The sequence below is a fragment of the Streptomyces sp. NPDC049577 genome (genome assembly GCF_040675635.1).
Lineage (GTDB): Bacteria > Actinomycetota > Actinomycetes > Streptomycetales > Streptomycetaceae > Streptomyces.
The window spans coordinates 1-16,426 of record NZ_JBFAPH010000137.1 but is presented as its reverse complement, the minus strand read 5'-3'; the positions used below and the strand labels follow the sequence as shown (position 1 = coordinate 16,426).

Genomic DNA, 16,426 nt, shown 5'->3' with positions numbered 1-16,426 from the left:
TCGTCGGCGAAGCGCGGCGCGGGCCCGGCGGTGTGCCACTGGGGGACGTCGTCGTCGTCGAGGACCCAGCCCTCGGTGTAGGGGATGAAGCGGAGAAGAGCCACCACTGGATCGCGTAGGCCAGGTGCGGGCCGATGCTGCTGTGGTCCGGTTCCGGTACGACCTGCGGCTGGCCCGCGACCTGCCGGGTGAGCTCGATGTGCCCGCCGAGCACGGGCCGGCCGAGATCCTTCGCCCGCTGCTCGCTGTTGATCAGCTGCACCTGGCGGGGCGGCAGGCCCTTCTTGTCCTTGATGCCGCTGTTGCCGGTCGTCTCGTCGCCGCGGAGCCGGCCGGTGACGGTGACCGTGCCGGACGGCGGGGCGGGGACCTTCGGGTAGCGGGTGAGGTCGTCGCCGTCGGCCGCCACCCAGCCCCGGTTGACCAGGACGGCCTTGCCGTCGGGCAGCACCAGCGGGGTGACGACGTAGTAGCCGTAGTGCTGGTCGTCGGCGTCCTTGCGCTGCCGGACCACGACCTCGCCGGCGGGGTCGTAGGTGCCCGTCGCGCTGACCGCCCGCCAGGCGTCCGCGCCCGGGATGTCCCGGCCGGCGGCGCTCAGCTTCTCGACCGGCACGGGGGTGCCGTCCAGGGCCCGCTCGATCTGCTGGTTCCGCGCGACCCGGTGCTCGTGGCGGTGCAGCTGCCAGAAGCCCAGCCTGATCATGACGGGGATCAGGGCGATACCCACGAGCGTGAGGATCACCCATTGCCGGGTCAACAGGAAGCGGTACACGCATTTGACGGTACCTGGTGGGCTTCGCCCCTCTCGCACCGGCCACCCCCGCGCCTTGCAGGCGCGTCCCCCGGGCCCCGCCGGAGGCCTTACGCGGGCGTGACGTGGGAGAGGAGCTGGACGAAGGCCGCCTCGTCGATGACCGGGGTGCTGTAGGAGCGGGCCTTGACCGTCTTGGACGTGGGGGAGTCCGGATCGTTCGTGACGAGCAGGCTCGTCAGCCGGGAAACGCTCGTGGCCACGTGCAGCCCGGCGTCGGTCGCCCGGTCCTCCAGCAGCTCGCGGTCGATGGAGGTGTCGCCCGAGAACGCCACCCGCATGCCCTGAATGAGCTGTTCACCCGGTTTGTAACGGCCGGGGTTGGGATACGGGCACGCCGGCCGCTTCCGGCTCGCCCGCCAGGTCGCCGGCCGGTACGACCGCTGGTGGCCGATCCCCCCGGAGTACCCGACGGAGGCCGAGCGCGCCGGCGACGGGCCGTCCGACCACTCCGTCAGCGGCTGGCAGGCCAGCAGCGGCAGCCGCAGTCCCTCCCGCGCCGCCCGGTGCAGGCTCGGCCGGAACGCCTCCGCCAGCACCCGCGCGTCGTCCAGCGCGTGGTGCGCGCGCTGCTGCACCACGCCGTAGTGCGCGGCGAGCGACTCCAGCTTGTGGTTCGGCAGCGGCAGCCGCAGCTCCTTGGACAGCGCGATGGTGCACAGCCGTTGCCGCACGGGAACGTCCGCCCGCGCCCGCGCGTACTCCCGGGCGATCATCGCCCAGTCGAACGCGGCGTTGTGCGCCACCAGCACCCGGCCGTCCAGCCGCTTCGCGAACTCCCCGGCGATCTCACCGAACAGCGGCGCGCCCTCCAGCACTTCGGACGTCAGCCCGTGGATCCACACCGGCCCCGGATCCCGCTCCGGGTTGACCAGCGTGTACCACCGGTCCTCCACCCGCCCCCGGGCGTCCAGCTGGTACACCGCGGCCGACACTATGCGGTCGTCCCGGGCGAGCCCGGTCGTCTCCACGTCGACGACCGCGTATCCCTCGGGATACGCGGCCGGCCACGGGCTGGGCGATGCGGCTGCGGAGCTGTCGTCGAGCATGGTCACAGAGAATACGGGCCCCCACTGACAACGCCCGCCCGGCCCGCACCGCCGGCCCCCGGGCGAACCCGAGGTAACACAGTTCGGTACCCATCGGTAACAACCTCTAGCGGCGCCCGCTCCGGCGCCCTTATGGTGCCGCCATGCCGCACCTTCCCGATGTCGTGTTGTGGTCCATACCCGCCTTCGTCCTGCTCACCGCACTGGAGTTGGTGAGCTACCGGCTGCACCCCGACGAGGACGCCGCGGGGTACGAGGCCAAGGACGCGGCGACGAGCATCGGCATGGGGCTGGGCAGCCTGGTCTTCGACGCGCTGTGGAAGATACCGATCCTCGCCGTCTACACCGCGCTCTACGAGCTCACCCCGCTGCGGGTGCCCGTGCTGTGGTGGACGCTGCCGCTGATGCTGCTCGCGCAGGACTTCTTCTACTACTGGTCGCACCGCTCGCACCACGTCATCAGGGTCCTGTGGGCCTGCCACGTGGTGCACCACTCCAGCCGCAGGTTCAACCTCACCACCGCGCTGCGGCAGCCGTGGACCACCTGGACCGTATGGCCCTTCTACCTGCCGATGATCGCCGCCGGCGTGCACCCGGCGGCGGTCGGCTTCTGCTCGTCCGTCAACCTCGTCTACCAGTTCTGGGTGCACACCGAGCGGGTCGGCAAGCTGCCCCGGCCCTTCGAGTACGTCCTCAACACTGCCTCCCACCACCGGGTGCACCACGCCTCGCAGGGCGGTTACCTCGACCGCAACTACGGCGGCATCCTCATCGTCTGGGACCGGCTGTTCGGCTCCTTCGTCGCCGAGGGCGAACGCCCGGTCTACGGCCTCACCAAGAACATCGACACCTACAACCCCCTGCGCGTCGCCACTCACGAGTACGCGGCCATCGCCCGCGACCTGCGGGCGGCGCACGACTGGCGCGAGCGGGCCGGGCGCGTGTTCGCAGGGCCCGGATGGAAGCCGGAGCGGCTCCGGGAGCAGCGGCCGGACGCCCCGGCGGCCGTGCCCGAGCGGGTCGCGTGAGACGCGGAACGGCGCTGCCGGCCGTCTTCGGCGCGGTGGCCGCGGCGCACCTCGCGGGGCTGCTCGCCGGCGCGCCGGCCGTCGTCCACGCCACGAAGCCGGCGCTGATGCCGCTGCTCGCGGCCTGCGTCCTCGCCCGGCGCGGCCCGCGGCTGCTCGCCCTGGCCCTGCTGTTCGGCTGCGGGGGCGACACGCTGCTGCAGATCGGCGGGGACACCGTCTTCCTGCTCGGCATGGGCTCGTTCGCGGCCGGGCACGTCTGCTACCTCGTGCTGTTCGCCCGGCACGGCGCGGCGTCCGGTCGCGGGCGGACGTACGGGCTCGCCGCCGGGTACGCGGTGGTCTGGGCCGGCGTGGTGGCGCTGCTGTGGCCGGGGCTGGAGGCGGGGCTGCGGGTGCCGGTCGCGGTCTACAGCCTGCTGCTGACCGCGATGGCCTACGGCGCGACGCGCACCCGGGTGCCGGTCGCGGCGGGCGCCGCGCTGTTCCTGCTGTCGGACACGCTCATCGCGAGCGGCCTGGCCGACGGCTGGCCGCGGCCGCCGCTGCCCCAGTTCTGGATCATGCTCACCTATGCCGGCGGGCAGGCCCTGCTGGCCGCCGGGCTGCTGCGGCACATCGCGGACGCCGGAGGGGCCGGACCGCGGCGGCCCGGCCCCTCGGCGTCAGGGGAGGATGCGAACGGGCGTCAGTCGCGGACCGCCGCCAGGGCGTCGACGATGCCGTAGCCGTAGAAGCCGTTGACGTGCTGGGTGCCGGCGCAGGCGGCCTTCCAGGTGCCCTTGCCGTCCGGGTCGTAGGCCGTGGTGGGGCAGCCCGGGTTCTTGGCCTGGGCCTTCAGGAGCCACTGGATCTCCTGGGGCGAGGACTTCGGGTGCGTGCTCTTCAGCAGCGCCGCCACGCCCGCGACGTGCGGGCCGGCCATCGAGGTGCCCTGGAGGTAGGCGTAGTCGCCGCCCGGCATCGTGGAGAGGATGCGGCCGTCCTTGGCCGGCAGGTCGGGGACCTGCATGCTGTCGCCGCCGGGGGCCGCGACGTCGATCTGGCCGAGGCCGTAGTTGGAGTAGAAGGACTTCTGCGACTTCACGCCGGTCGCGGCGACGGTGACGACGCCGGGCAGCTGGGCCGGGACGTCGAGGCAGGTCTTCGGGTCGACCTTGCGCGGGCCCGGCGTGGTGTCGTTCGGGCTGGAGCCGTCGGATATCTCCTTGGCCGCCAGGTCGAAGTTGGAGTTGCCGGCGGAGGCGACGTTGACGACGCCCTTGCCCTGCGCGTACTTCGAGGCCCGGCCGACCGCGTCGGCTATCGCCTTCTGGTCGGGGTCGGCGGCGCAGTTGAACATCCACGGGTCGACGTAGTAGCTGTTGTTCGTCACCGCTATGCCGTGGTCGGCGGCGAAGACGAACGCGCAGACGACGCTCTCCGCGTAGAAGAAGCTGCCCTTGGCCGTGCTGACCTTGATGGCGGAGACCTTCACACCGGGGGCCACGCCGGCCACGCCGATGCCGTTGCGGGCCGCGGCTATCTCACCGGCGACGTGCGTGCCGTGGTAGTCCTCGTCCGGGTTGAACGGGCGCCAGGCGCCGGCGGTGGTGTCGGCCTTGCCGGTGACACAGCTCGCGGACTGGGCCTTGGAGAAGTTCGGGGCGAGGTCGGGATGGGTGTCGTCCACGCCCGTGTCGATGACGCCGACGGTGACCTTCCGGCTGCCCGGGTTGACCTTGGCGGCCTGGTCGGCGCCGATGGCGCCGAGGTCCCACTGCAGGCCCTCCAGCGGCTCCTGGCCCGGCTTGGCCGTACGGGCGGCCGCGAGGGCGTTCGCCTGCGAGGCCTTGAGCCGCTCCGGCTTGCCGTAATCGGTGGTGGCGGCCGGGGTGATCGGGGCGGTACGGGTGGCGCCCGCCGACTGCACGCCGGGGACCGCGCGCAGGGTCTTGGCGAAGTCGGGGTTCTTCGAGTGGGCGACGACGACGCCTATCTGCGGGTAGGCGACGACCACGGTGCCGCCGGCGTCGGCGACGGCCTTCTTCACCCGTGCGAGGGTGCCCTTGGCGCTGTCGGCGTTCACCACGTAGGACAGCAGCGGGCCGTCGGTCCTCACCGGCGCCTTCGCCGTGTGGGCGCCCTGCGGGGCCGCCGAGGCGACGCCCGGCAGGAAGCCGAGGGAGGCGGTGAGGGCCAGTCCGACGGGGGCCGCCAGCAGGGCGTGCCGCCGTCTGGAACGCAGAAGAGCCATGGGTTCTCCACATCATCCGGAAACCACCCGGGCGCAGGGTACGCGCGGGCGGGTACATGACGAGTGAAGCTAGCGGGCGATCATGCCGCCGGGCAATGAATCCGTGCGGAAAAACCCATGGAAGCGCCGCTTCCGCCCCGCATTGACGGTATGTCAGTTATCGGCGGCCGGGCCGACGGCGGTGTGCCGGTCGCGCAGCGCGTCGATGCTCAGCGGCGGCAGCGGCACCCGCGGGCCGTACCAGCGCCCCCGCGCGGAGGCCGCGGCCGGCCGGCCGGCGGGCGCGGCGGCTATGGGCTCCGTCAACGTGACGACCCCGAACGGCCGTCGGTGGGGGGACGGCGTCGCAGGACGCGGATCCATGCTCATACCAGGCCCAACGAGGCCGTGGACGCACGGTTTTGCGGGTCGTGGCCCGGGCTGCGGCATTCGGCGGCCGCCCCCTGTCGCATACTGCGGTGTCCCTCTACGATGCGTGATCCGGATCACAGGAATCGGCTCGCGCCCCGCACTCACCTGTCTGGAGAGGCCCGTGGACACCGCACCAACCCTTCCCGAGGGGCCGGACGAGCCCGAGAGCTCCACCGGCCCGGCCGGTCCCGCCACCGCCGCCGCCCCGGCGGTGGACCGTTTCACCGCCGTGCAGCGCAGCGCGGAGTTCGGCGAACTGCGCCGGGCCCACCGCTCCTTCGCCTTCCCGCTCACCCTCGCCTTCATCGCCTGGTACCTGCTCTACGTCCTGCTCTCCAACTACGCCGGAGAGTTCATGGACACCACCGTGGTCGGCAACATCAACGTGGCCTTCGTCCTGGGGCTCGCACAGTTCCTGACCACCTTCCTCATCGCCTGGTGGTACTCCCGGCACGCCGCCGCGAAGCTCGACATGCGCGCCGACGACCTCAAGGCCCGGATGGAGGCCGGAGAATGAGCCACACCCTGGCCGCCGGTGCCGCGAGCGAGCACCGCACGCTGATCATCTCGCTGTTCTCGGTCTTCGTCGCCATCACCCTCGGCATCACCGTCTGGGCCGGCCGCCAGACCAAGGACGCCACCGACTTCTACGCCGGCGGCCGCTCCTTCTCCGGCTTCCAGAACGGCCTGGCCGTCTCCGGCGACTACATGTCCGCGGCCTCCTTCCTCGGCATCGCCGGCGCCATCTCCCTCTTCGGCTACGACGGCTTCCTCTACTCCATCGGCTTCCTCGTCGCCTGGCTGGTCGCCCTGCTGCTGGTCGCCGAACCGCTGCGCAACTCCGGCCGCTTCACCATGGCCGACGTACTCGCCCACCGGCTCAGGCAGCGGCCCGTGCGCACCGCCGCCGGCACCTCCACCATCGTCGTCTCGATCTTCTACCTGCTCGCCCAGATGGTCGGCGCGGGCGCCCTCGTGGCCCTGCTGCTGGGCGCCTCCGGCGAGGGGTCGCGGCGCTGGATCATCGTCCTGGTCGGCCTGGTCATGGTGCTGTACGTGACGATCGGCGGCATGAAGGGCACCACCTGGGTGCAGATCGTCAAGGCGGTCCTGCTCATCGCGGGCACCCTGCTGATCACCGTCCTGGTGCTCAGCAAGTTCCACTGGAACCTCTCCACCCTCCTCGGCCGCGCCGCCGAACAGAGCGGCAAGGGCAAGGCGTTCCTGGAGCCCGGACTCCAGTACGGCAAGGACGGTACCTCCAAGCTCAACTTCATCTCGCTCGGCCTGGCGCTCGTCCTCGGCACGGCCGGTCTGCCGCACATCCTGATCCGCTTCTACACCGTGCCCACCGCCCGGGCCGCGCGGACGTCCGTGAACTGGGCGATCGGCATCATCGGCGCCTTCTACCTGATGACCATCGCGCTCGGCTTCGGTGCCGCCGCCCTGGTCGGACCCAAGGCGATCATCGCGTCGAACGAGTCCGGCAACACGGCGGCGCCCCTGCTCGCGCAGGAGGTCGGCGGCGGCGCCGGCTCCACCGGCGGGGCCGTGCTGCTGGCCGTCATCTCGGCCGTCGCCTTCGCGACGATCCTGGCCGTGGTGGCCGGTCTGACCCTCGCCTCCTCGGCGTCGTTCGCCCACGACCTGTGGGCCAACGTCATCCGCAAGGGCCGGACCAGCGAGAAGGAGGAGGTGCTCACCGCCAAGCTCGCCGCGGTCGTGATCGGCGCGATCTCCATCGTGCTGGGCATCTTCGCGCACCGGCTCAACGCCGCGGCCCTGGTCGCGCTCGCCTTCGCGGTCGCGGCCTCCGCGAACCTGCCCACGATCCTCTACAGCCTCTTCTGGAAGCGCTTCACCACCCGCGGCGCGCTGTGGTCCATCTACGGCGGGCTCGTCTCCTCCGTCACCCTGGTGATCCTCTCCCCGGTGGTCTCCGGCAACCCGAAGGCCCTCTTCCCCGGCATGAGCTTCGACTACTTCCCGCTCGGCAACCCCGGCCTGGTCTCCATCCCGCTGGGCTTCCTGCTCGGCTGGCTGGGCTCCCTGCTCTCCGCGCCGGAGCCGGACCAGGAGCAGAAGTACGCCGAACTCGAGGTGCGCTCCCTCACGGGATACGGGGCGCACTGAACCGTCGTCCGCACATCGCCCGGGGCCTCAACAAGCTGTTGAAGCCCCGGGCGATCGCGTACGCTGCGGAACTGTTGAACCACAGTTCCAGCCCGCGGGAGGGGCCGCACGTGCTCATCGACACCTACGGCCGCACCGCCACGGACCTGCGGGTCTCGCTCACCGACCGGTGCAACCTCCGCTGCACGTACTGCATGCCGGAAGAGGGCCTCGCCTGGCTGGCCAAGCCGGACCTGCTGACCGACGACGAGATCGTCCGCCTGGTACGGATAGCCGTCACGGACCTCGGCGTCACCGAGGTCCGTTTCACCGGCGGTGAGCCCCTGCTGCGGCCCGGCCTCGTCTCCATCGTCGAGCGCTGCGCCGCCCTCACGCCCCGCCCCCGGCTGTCCCTGACCACCAACGGCATCGGCCTCGCCCGCACCGCGCGGGCCCTGCGGGACGCCGGGCTGGACCGCGTCAACGTCTCGCTCGACACCCTGCGCCCCGACGTCTTCGCGAACCTGACCCGGCGCCGCCGCCACCAGGACGTCCTCGACGGCCTGGCCGCCGCCCGCGCGGCCGGCCTCACGCCCGTCAAGGTCAACGCCGTCCTGATGCGCGGGCTCAACGACGACGAGGCCCCGGACCTGCTCGCCTGGGCCGTTGAGAACGGCTACGAGCTGCGCTTCATCGAGCAGATGCCGCTCGACGCGCAGCACGGCTGGAAGCGCGACGGGATGATCACCGCCGCCGAGATCCTGGACAGCCTGCGCACCCGTTTCACGCTCGTTCCCGAGGACGACGGGACCCGCGGCTCCGCCCCGGCCGAGCGCTGGCTCGTCGACGGCGGCCCGGCGCGGGTGGGCGTCATCGCCTCCGTCACCCGCCCGTTCTGCTCGGCCTGCGACCGCACCCGGCTGACGGCGGACGGCCAGGTGCGCACCTGCCTCTTCGCCCGCGAGGAGTCCGACCTCCGGAGCGCGCTCCGCGCGGGGGCACCGGACGAGGAGATCGCGCACGCCTGGCGTGCCGCGATGTGGGGCAAGAAGGCGGGCTCGGGCCTCGACGACCCGGCGTTCCTCCAGCCGAACCGCCCCATGTCGGCGATCGGGGGCTAGTCCTCCCACTCGTCGAGCGCCACGACGTCCTTGAGGAAGCCCCGGATCCCGAGGAACTGCGACAGGTGTTCCCGGTGCTCCTCGCACGCCAGCCACGTCTTGCGCCGCTCCGGCGCATGCAGCTTCGGGTTGTTCCAGGCGAGCACCCACACCGCGGCGGCACGGCAGCCCTTGGCGGAGCAGGTCACGGGATTCTCGGGGGAATTCACACCCCAGACTTTACGTGGGCACGGCGACGCCGGGCAGCCACGGGGGGAGCCGCCCGGCGTCGGTCTGTCGCTCCGACGGGGGATGCGGAGCGCCTACGAAGTATGTCACGCGGGGCCCGGCGCGCGGCACCGAACCACATGATTGATCTGAGGTTTTCTTGAGCTTGTCGGATCGCCCACCGGCGAGCGGACCCGGCCGTGCCGGGACGCGGCGAATCAGCCGTGGTCACCGCGTTGATCGCCTGCGGAGGCGGCGTCCGGCTCCGGGACGGATTCCGCCGCGGGTCCGCCGGGACCCGGCATCAGCACCGGGCGTGTCGGCGCCGGGACGAACGTACCCGGCAACGAAGGGGCGTTCTCCCGGCCCGCGTTGGCTATCACGACCGCCACGTACGGCAACACCGCTCCCAGGACGAGCGTGCCGATCGCCACGAAACGCTCGACGTTCCACAGCACCACGGTCAGCACCACCGACAGCGTGCGGATGCTCATGGAGATGACGTAGCGCCGCTGCCGGCCGCGGACGTCCTCGGCCAGCCCCTGACGGGCCCCGGTGATCCGGAAGACCTCCGTGCCGCCCAGCTTCCGCATCACGTTCCACCACCCGACCGCTTCGCCGACGTCCCTGGTCCGGGACGTATTCCACGTTACGCCGCGCCCCCGCGGGAGACGAGACCGGGGCATCCTCCCCGGGTGGCCCCACCGGGCGCGTGACGTGCGCGAACGGCGTACGGCCGGTCCGACGTGCGCCGTACGGGCGACGGCCCGAGAATGGCTGGGCACGCCACATCGCTCCGCACGAGGAGGCGACATGCACTGGCTGTGGGCAATCATCGTGGGACTCGTGCTCGGCCTGATCGCCAAGGTGATCATCCCCGGCAAGCAGCCGATCCCGCTCTGGCTGACGATCATCCTCGGCATGATCGGCAGCGTGCTCGGCAACTGGGCCGCCTCCGCGATGGGCGTCGCCGAGACCAAGGGCGTCGACTGGATCCGCCATGCGCTCCAGGTGATCGGCGCCGTGATCGTGGTCGCCATCGGCGACCGGCTCTGGCTCGCCGTGCGCGGCGACCGGAGACACGGCAGGCACGTGGCCTGAAGGCCACGTGCCCGCTCGACGCCCGCGTACCGGAAGGACGGGAAGGACTACCGCAGCTCGGCGAGCTTCCGCCCGGCCTTGAGGTAGACGCGCGCCGCGCCGTCCACCTTCGCCAGCACCTCGCTCACCACCTCGCCCAGCGGGCGGATCGCGTCCGCCTCGGCCAGCACCACGGCCTTCTGGCCGCCGTCGGCCTCGACGACCAGCCGCAGGCCGTTCTGCTTGGCGACCCGGCGGGCGGCCGAGGCGCTCGGCTGGAAGCCGAGGACCTTGCTGAGCACCGCCGTCGCCGGCTCGGCGCCGTGCTCGGCCAGGTCGACGACCGGCGTCTCGACGTCCGTGAAGCTCTTCTTCGAGAACTGCGCCACGAACCCGGCGCGCGCCGCCATCGCCGCCTCCACGCCGTACAGCGCGGCCACGACCTCACCCGCGAGGACCTTCTTCAGGTCCATCGGGTGCAGCGACCTGTCCTCGACGCGGGCCAGCACCAGGGCGATCTCCCGGTCCGTCCACTCGGTCCACGCCTTGAGGTAGGGCTCCATCAGCCGGTCCGGCACCGACATGATCTTGCCGAAGACATCGTCGGCCGGCGCGGACAGCCCGACGTAGTTGCCCTTGGACTTCGACATCTTCGCGCCCGTGCCGTCGGTGCCCTCGATCAGCGGCATCGTGACCACGAGCTGCGGCTTCTGCCCGCGCAGCTCCATCAGCTTGCGGCCCATCTGGAGGTTGAGCAGCTGGTCCGCGCCGCCCAGCTCCACGTCGCACTCCAGCGCGACCGAGTCCAGGCCCTGCGCGATCGGGTACAGCAGCTCCGACATCGTCAGACCCGCACCCGAGGCCAGCCGGGTGCGGAAGTCCTCGCGCTGCAGCAGCTGCGAGACCGGCACCTGGGTGAGCAGACCCAGCAGCTCCGGGAAGGTGTACGGCGCGAGCCACTCGCTGTTCTGCCGGAAGCTCACCTTCTCGAAGTCGAAGAACGGCCGCACCTGCTCGCGGTAGCCCGCGAGGTTGCGCGCGATGTCCTCGTCGGTCAGCGGCGGCCGCTCCGACGTGCGGCCCGTCGGGTCGCCGATCTTGGCGGTGAAGTCACCGATGATCAGCGTGACGTCGTGGCCCATCCGCTGGAACCGGCTCAGGATGATCATCGGCACCACGTGCCCGAGGTGCACATCCGCCGCCGTCGGGTCGATGCCCAGCTTGACGTGCAGGCCCTTGCCCTCGGCACGGCGCTGCTCGATCCGCTCGGCCAGCTTGGCCACGGCCGGCAGCACCTCGACCGTGCGGGAGGCGATCAGCTCGGCCTGCTCCTCCGCCGCGAGGTCCGACAGGTCCAGATAGCGCCTGGCCTTCGTCTCCGTGAGCAGCTGCTCCACGTTCGATTCGGTGGAGAGATCCTGCGCCAGCAGGGCGCTGGCGCGCGCGACGGAGTCGCCGAGGCGTGTCATCGTGGCGTTCCTGTAGAGGTCGTGACGGACGAAGGACAGGGCCGAGTCTATCCAGGCGGGCGGTCCGGGCCCCGGCGCGGAGCCCGGACCGCCCCGCGGCGGCCCTCAGACGCCCGGGCTGACCGAGCTCATGTTGAAGTCGGGCACGCGCAGCGCCGGCATCGCGGCCCGGGTGAAGTAGTCGCCCCACTCGCGCGGCAGCGTCCGCTCCGTCCGGCCCGCTTCCGTGGCCCGGGACAGCACGTCCACCGGGGACTCGTTGAACCGGAAGTTGTTCACCTCGCCGACCACCTCGCCCTTCTCCACGAGGTAGACGCCGTCCCGGGTGAGCCCGGTCAGGAGCAGCGACGCCGGGTCCACCTCGCGGATGTACCACAGGCAGGTCAGCAGCAGTGCCGGCCCGTCGTGACCGCTCGCCGCGACCATCTCGGCGGTCGACCGGGTGCCCCCGCCGTCCAGGATCAGGTTGTCCGTGTACGGGGTCAGCGGCAGCCCGGTCAGCGCCGCGCTGTGCCGCGTGGTGAGCAGGTGCTCCAGCACGCCCTCGCGGATCCAGTCGGTGGCCGCGAGCGGCAGCCCGTTGTCGAAGACCGAAGCGTCGTCGCCCGAGGCCCCGGTGAGCACGAACGGCGCGCACTCCAGGCCCGGCGCGTGCGGGTCGCTGCGCAGCGTCAGCGGCAGCCCGGACAGCTTCTCGCCGACCCGGGTCCCGCCGCCCGCCTTGGAGAAGACCGTACGGCCCTCGGCCGCGTCCCGCGCCGTGGACGACCACTGCTGGTAGATCAGCAGGTCCGCCACGGCGGTCGGAGGCAGCAGCGTCTCGTACCGCCCGGCCGGCAGCTCGATCTTGCGGTGTGCCCAGCCCAGCCGCTCGGCGAGCTCGGCGTCGAGCACGCCCGGGTCGACGTCGGAGAAGTCCCGCGTGGCGCGGCCCGCCCAGGCCGAGCGGGAGCGGTCGGCCGACTTGGCGTTGAGCTCCAGCGTGCCGGTCGGCTGGTCGTGGCGCAGCCGCAGCCCCGTGGAGGTGCCCAGGTAGCTGGAGACCACCTCGTGGTGCGCGAAGCCGTACAGCTCCCGGCCGCCCGAGCGGGCCGTGGCGAAGGCCTCGCCGAGCGCCGGGGCGAAGGCGTCGAAGACGGCCGAGGAGGTCTCGGCGGGCGCCTCGGTGAAGGCGGGGGAGTGGGGCACGTCCGTCACCAGCGGCTGTGCGTCCTCGGCCGGCCCGGCGGCCCGGGCGGCGGCCTCGGCGGCCCGCACGAGCGGCTCCAGGTCCTCGGCCGTGACGGCCGAGCGGGAGACGACCCCGGAGGCGGTGCCCTCGGCGCCGTCGACGGTCGCCACGACCGTCACGCTGCGGCCCCGGGTCACGCCGTTGGTGGTCAGGGCGTTGCGGGCCCAGCGCAGGTTGGCGGTGGACCGCTCGCCCGCGATGACGACACAGCCGTCGGCCCGCGACAGCTCCAGCGCCCGCTCGACGATCTCGTGCGGCTTGTTCGAACGGAAGCTCATCGCCCGGCCTCCTCAGCCGTATTGAGGCTGTGCTTTCCCGGGGGGCGACCCCCGGACCCCCAGCCGGTCGTGTGGTTGCGGCTCATCGCCCGGCCTCCTCAGCCGTATTGAGGACGTTGACGCCCTGGAACAGCGCCGAGGGGCAGCCGTGCGAGACGGCGGCGATCTGGCCCGGCTGGGCCTTGCCGCAGTTGAACGCGCCCCCCAGCACATAGGTCTGCGGACCGCCCACGGCCGCCATGGAGCCCCAGAAGTCCGTGGTCGTCGCCTGGTAGGCGACGTCGCGCAGCTGCCCGGCCAGCCTGCCGTTCTCGATCCGGTAGAAGCGCTGCCCCGTGAACTGGAAGTTGTACCGCTGCATGTCGATCGACCACGACCGGTCGCCGACCACGTAGATCCCGCGGTCGACCCCCGAGATCAGCTCCTCCGTGGACGGTCCGTTCGGTGCCGGCCGCAGCGAGACGTTGGCCATCCGCTGCACCGGCACGTGCGCGGGCGAGTCGGCGAACGCGCAGCCGTTGGACCGCCCCATGCCGGTGAGCTTCGCCATCCGCCGGTCCAGCTGGTAGCCGACCAGGATCCCGTCCCGGACCAGGTCCCAGGACTGGGCTGCCACGCCCTCGTCGTCGTAGCCGATGGTCGCCAGACCGTGCTCGGCCGTGCGGTCCCCGGTCACGTTCATGATCTTCGAGCCGTAGCGCAGGGTGCCCAGCTTCTCCGGGGTGGCGAAGGAGGTGCCCGCGTACGCCGCCTCGTAGCCCAGCGCCCGGTCCAGCTCGGTGGCGTGCCCGATCGACTCGTGGATGGTCAGCCACAGGTTCGACGGATCGACGACCAGGTCGTACGAGCCGGCCTCCACGCTCGGCGCGCGCATCTTCTCCGCCAGCAGCGAGGGCATCTCCGCCAGCTCGGCGTCCCAGTCCCAGCCCGTGCCCGTCAGGTACTCCCAGCCGCGCCCGGCCGGCGGGGCGAGGGTGCGCATCGAGTCGAAGCCGCCCGTGGCCTCGTCCACGGCCACCGCCGTCAGCTGCGGATGCACCCGCACCCGCTGCTGCGTGGTCGTGGTGCCCGCCGAGTCGGCGTAGAACTTGTTCTCCTGCACCGTGAGCAGCGTGGCGTCCACGTGCGCCACCCCGTCCGCCCGCAGCAGGCGCTCGCTCCACTCGGCGAGCAGGGCGCCCTTCTCCTCGTCCGGCACGTCGAAGGGGTTCACCTCGTAGGCGGACACCCAGGTCCGCTCGGCGTGCACCGGCTCGTCGGCGAGCTCCACCCGTTCGTCCGAGCCGGCGGCCGCGATCACCTTCGCCGACAGCTTCGCCATCGCGACGGCCTGCGAGGCCACCCGCGCGGCGGCGTCCATGGTCAGCTCCACGCCGGAGGCGAACCCCCAGGTGCCCCCGTGCACCACGCGCACCGCGTAGCCCAGGCCGGTGTTGTCCGAGGTGCCGGAGGGACGGGCGTCCCGCAGCCGCCAGGAGGCGCTGCGCAGCCGCTCGAAGCGGAAGTCCGCGTGTTCGGCGCCCAGCGCGCGGGCCCGCGCGAGGGCGGCGTCGGCCAGCGGGCGCAAGGGCAGATCGAGGAATGATGGGTCGATGGCGTGGGGCACAGGTCCTCCCGGTGGTCGTCGTCGTGAATCATGCCGTCGCACCGGGTGTCACCGACAGCCGATAACCGACTTCTGTAGAGATCCAACAGTGACCACCGGTCGCCCCTGTCGCAGGCCGAGTGCCCTTTCCCCGACCTCTACCGATACGTTTCGGTGTATCCAGTCGGTGTATCCGGCACTGCTGAGGAACGGAAATCGGAAGGGTGATCCTTTGAGCCGCTCGGTTCTCGTCACCGGAGGAAACCGGGGCATCGGCCTCGCCATCGCCCACGCGTTCGCCGACGCCGGCGACAAGGTCGCCGTCACGTACCGCTCCGGGGAGCCCCCGGCCGACCTCCTGGACAAGGGGTGCCTCGCCGTCAAGTGCGACATCACCGACCCGGAGCAGGTCGAGCAGGCGTTCAAGGAGGTCGAGGAGAAGCAGGGCGCGGTCGAGGTGCTGGTGGCCAACGCCGGCGTCACCCGCGACCAGCTGCTGCTGCGGATGTCCGAGGAGGACTTCACCTCGGTGCTGGAGACCAACCTCACCGGCACCTTCCGCGTGGTCAAGCGCGCCTCGAAGGGCATGCTGCGCGCCCGTAAGGGCCGCGTCGTGCTGATCTCGTCCGTGGTCGGCCTCATGGGCTCCGCGGGCCAGGCCAACTACGCCGCCTCCAAGGCCGGACTCGTCGGGTTCGCCCGTTCGCTCGCCCGCGAGCTGGGGTCCCGCAACATCACCGTCAACGTCGTCGCGCCCGGCTTCGTGGACACCGACATGACGCGCGTGCTCACCGACGAGCAGCGTGCGGGCATCGTCGGGAACGTCCCGCTGGGCCGTTACGCGCAGCCCGAGGAGATCGCTGCCTCGGTCCGCTTCCTCGCTTCCGAGGAGGCCGCATACATCACCGGAGCCGTCATTCCTGTCGACGGCGGATTGGGCATGGGTCACTGATCGCCATGAGTGGAATTCTCGCCGGCAAGCGCATCCTCGTCACGGGTGTCCTCACCGAGGCCTCGATCGCCTTCCAGGCCGCGAAGGTCGCCCAGAACGAGGGCGCCGAGGTCATCCTGACCGGCTTCGGGCGGCTGTCCCTGGTCGAGCGCATCGCCAAGCGGCTGCCGAAGCCGGCCCCGGTCATCGAGCTCGACGTGACCAACCAGGAGCACCTCGACGGCCTGGCCGACAAGGTCCGCGAGCACCTCGGCGAGGGCGTCGCCCTCGACGGCATCGTGCACTCCATCGCCTTCGGCCCGCAGGGCGCCTTCAACTTCCTGGAGGCCACCTGGGAGGACGTCTCCACGGCCGTCCAGGTCTCGGCCTACTCCTACAAGTCGCTGGCCATGGCCCTGCTGCCCGTGATGACCGAGGGCTCCTCGATCGTCGGCCTCACCTTCGACGCGCAGATCGCCTGGCCGAAGTACGACTGGATGGGCGTCGCCAAGGCCGCCCTCGAGGGCACCAACCGCTACCTCGCCCGCGACCTGGGCCCCAAGGGCATCCGCTGCAACCTGGTCTCCGCCGGCCCCATCAAGTCGATGGCCGCCAAGTCCATCCCGGGCTTCGAGGAGCTCGCGGACGTGTGGAACCACCGCGCCCCGATCGGCTGGGACCTGGCCGACCCGGAGCCGGCCGGCCGCGGCGTCGTCGGCATGCTGTCCGACTTCTTCCCCCGCACCACCGGCGAGATCGTGCACGTCGACGGCGGCGTGCACATGATGGGCGCCTGACGCCCCTCAGGCCGATCGGCGCCGTCGCGGCGGGAGCACACCTCCCGCCGCGGCCGCGCCGGGCCGCGGCCCCCGGC

At 71.8% G+C, this 16,426-nt stretch carries 17 protein-coding genes; 8 read left to right on the top strand and 9 right to left on the bottom strand.

What is annotated here, in order from left to right:
- Positions 1 to 775 (bottom strand): SURF1 family protein (locus AB0K09_RS17150; RefSeq protein WP_366066193.1); only part of this gene is annotated, 775 nt, incomplete at its 3' end.
- 89 nt (positions 776 to 864) lie between these two features.
- On the bottom strand, positions 865 to 1,863 hold the full coding sequence (locus AB0K09_RS17145; protein ID WP_366066192.1) for a DEDDh family exonuclease: 999 nt from the start codon (positions 1,861 to 1,863) through the stop codon (positions 865 to 867).
- 143 nt (positions 1,864 to 2,006) lie between these two features.
- Between AB0K09_RS17145 and AB0K09_RS17140 the strand changes: the two genes are divergently transcribed.
- Both AB0K09_RS17140 and AB0K09_RS17135 read left to right on the top strand, forming a co-directional pair.
- Positions 2,007 to 2,891 carry a sterol desaturase family protein gene (locus AB0K09_RS17140; RefSeq protein WP_366066191.1) on the top strand — a complete coding sequence of 295 codons (885 nt, stop codon included), beginning with the start codon at positions 2,007 to 2,009 and terminating at the stop codon, positions 2,889 to 2,891.
- Entirely contained in the window at positions 2,888 to 3,619 is a 732-nt protein-coding gene (locus AB0K09_RS17135) for a lysoplasmalogenase (protein ID WP_366066190.1), read from the top strand. The genes AB0K09_RS17140 and AB0K09_RS17135 overlap by 4 nt, the downstream gene beginning before the upstream one ends.
- Here the strand turns inward: AB0K09_RS17135 and AB0K09_RS17130 are convergent.
- On the bottom strand, positions 3,580 to 5,127 hold the full coding sequence (locus tag AB0K09_RS17130; protein ID WP_366066189.1) for a S8 family serine peptidase: 1,548 nt from the start codon (positions 5,125 to 5,127) through the stop codon (positions 3,580 to 3,582). The genes AB0K09_RS17135 and AB0K09_RS17130 overlap by 40 nt on opposite strands.
- Before the next feature lie 153 nt (positions 5,128 to 5,280).
- Complete coding sequence (locus AB0K09_RS17125) at positions 5,281 to 5,433, bottom strand: hypothetical protein (protein WP_366066188.1); 153 nt, start codon at positions 5,431 to 5,433, stop codon at positions 5,281 to 5,283.
- Positions 5,434 to 5,749: 316 nt separating this feature from the next.
- Between AB0K09_RS17125 and AB0K09_RS17120 the strand changes: the two genes are divergently transcribed.
- The 3 genes from AB0K09_RS17120 to moaA all read left to right on the top strand — a co-directional run bounded on the left by AB0K09_RS17120 (position 5,750) and on the right by moaA (position 8,771).
- On the top strand, positions 5,750 to 6,055 hold the full coding sequence (locus tag AB0K09_RS17120; RefSeq protein WP_366066194.1) for a DUF485 domain-containing protein: 306 nt from the start codon (positions 5,750 to 5,752) through the stop codon (positions 6,053 to 6,055).
- A complete protein-coding gene (locus tag AB0K09_RS17115; RefSeq protein ID WP_366066187.1) occupies positions 6,052 to 7,671 on the top strand; it encodes a cation acetate symporter in 1,620 nt (539 codons plus the stop codon). Before AB0K09_RS17120 ends, AB0K09_RS17115 begins: the two co-directional genes overlap by 4 nt.
- Positions 7,672 to 7,781: 110 nt before the next feature.
- Positions 7,782 to 8,771: a GTP 3',8-cyclase MoaA gene (gene moaA / locus AB0K09_RS17110; RefSeq protein ID WP_366066186.1), complete on the top strand. Its 990-nt coding sequence runs from the start codon at positions 7,782 to 7,784 to the stop codon at positions 8,769 to 8,771.
- Here moaA and AB0K09_RS17105 read toward each other — a convergent pair.
- Positions 8,768 to 8,980, bottom strand: a complete 213-nt coding sequence (locus AB0K09_RS17105) for a hypothetical protein (protein ID WP_366066185.1) — start codon at positions 8,978 to 8,980, stop codon at positions 8,768 to 8,770. The two genes, moaA and AB0K09_RS17105, sit on opposite strands and share 4 nt — an antisense overlap.
- A 216-nt stretch (positions 8,981 to 9,196) precedes the next feature.
- Positions 9,197 to 9,571: a DUF3099 domain-containing protein gene (locus AB0K09_RS17100; RefSeq protein WP_366066184.1), complete on the bottom strand. Its 375-nt coding sequence runs from the start codon at positions 9,569 to 9,571 to the stop codon at positions 9,197 to 9,199.
- 220 nt (positions 9,572 to 9,791) lie between these two features.
- Here AB0K09_RS17100 and AB0K09_RS17095 point away from each other — a divergent pair, with 220 nt between their 5' ends.
- On the top strand, positions 9,792 to 10,079 hold the full coding sequence (locus tag AB0K09_RS17095) for a GlsB/YeaQ/YmgE family stress response membrane protein (RefSeq protein ID WP_366066183.1): 288 nt from the start codon (positions 9,792 to 9,794) through the stop codon (positions 10,077 to 10,079).
- Positions 10,080 to 10,126: 47 nt separating this feature from the next.
- On the opposite strand, the gene tyrS is transcribed toward AB0K09_RS17095, so the two are convergent.
- From tyrS to AB0K09_RS17080, 3 genes are all read right to left on the bottom strand, one after another.
- A complete protein-coding gene (gene tyrS, locus AB0K09_RS17090; RefSeq protein WP_366066182.1) occupies positions 10,127 to 11,527 on the bottom strand; it encodes a tyrosine--tRNA ligase in 1,401 nt (466 codons plus the stop codon).
- Positions 11,528 to 11,632: 105 nt separating this feature from the next.
- On the bottom strand, positions 11,633 to 13,036 hold the full coding sequence (locus AB0K09_RS17085; RefSeq protein WP_366066181.1) for a metallopeptidase TldD-related protein: 1,404 nt from the start codon (positions 13,034 to 13,036) through the stop codon (positions 11,633 to 11,635).
- A gap of 82 nt (positions 13,037 to 13,118) precedes the next feature.
- Positions 13,119 to 14,642 carry a TldD/PmbA family protein gene (locus AB0K09_RS17080; protein WP_366066180.1) on the bottom strand — a complete coding sequence of 508 codons (1,524 nt, stop codon included), beginning with the start codon at positions 14,640 to 14,642 and terminating at the stop codon, positions 13,119 to 13,121.
- A 211-nt stretch (positions 14,643 to 14,853) separates the two neighbouring features.
- On the opposite strand from AB0K09_RS17080, the gene fabG reads away from it, so the two are divergent.
- Positions 14,854 to 15,573, top strand: coding sequence for a 3-oxoacyl-[acyl-carrier-protein] reductase (gene fabG / locus AB0K09_RS17075; RefSeq protein WP_366066179.1), 720 nt, complete (start codon positions 14,854 to 14,856; stop codon positions 15,571 to 15,573).
- A gap of 5 nt (positions 15,574 to 15,578) precedes the next feature.
- Complete coding sequence (gene fabI / locus AB0K09_RS17070) at positions 15,579 to 16,349, top strand: enoyl-ACP reductase FabI (RefSeq protein ID WP_366066178.1); 771 nt, start codon at positions 15,579 to 15,581, stop codon at positions 16,347 to 16,349.
- Positions 16,350 to 16,426 lie beyond the last annotated feature (77 nt).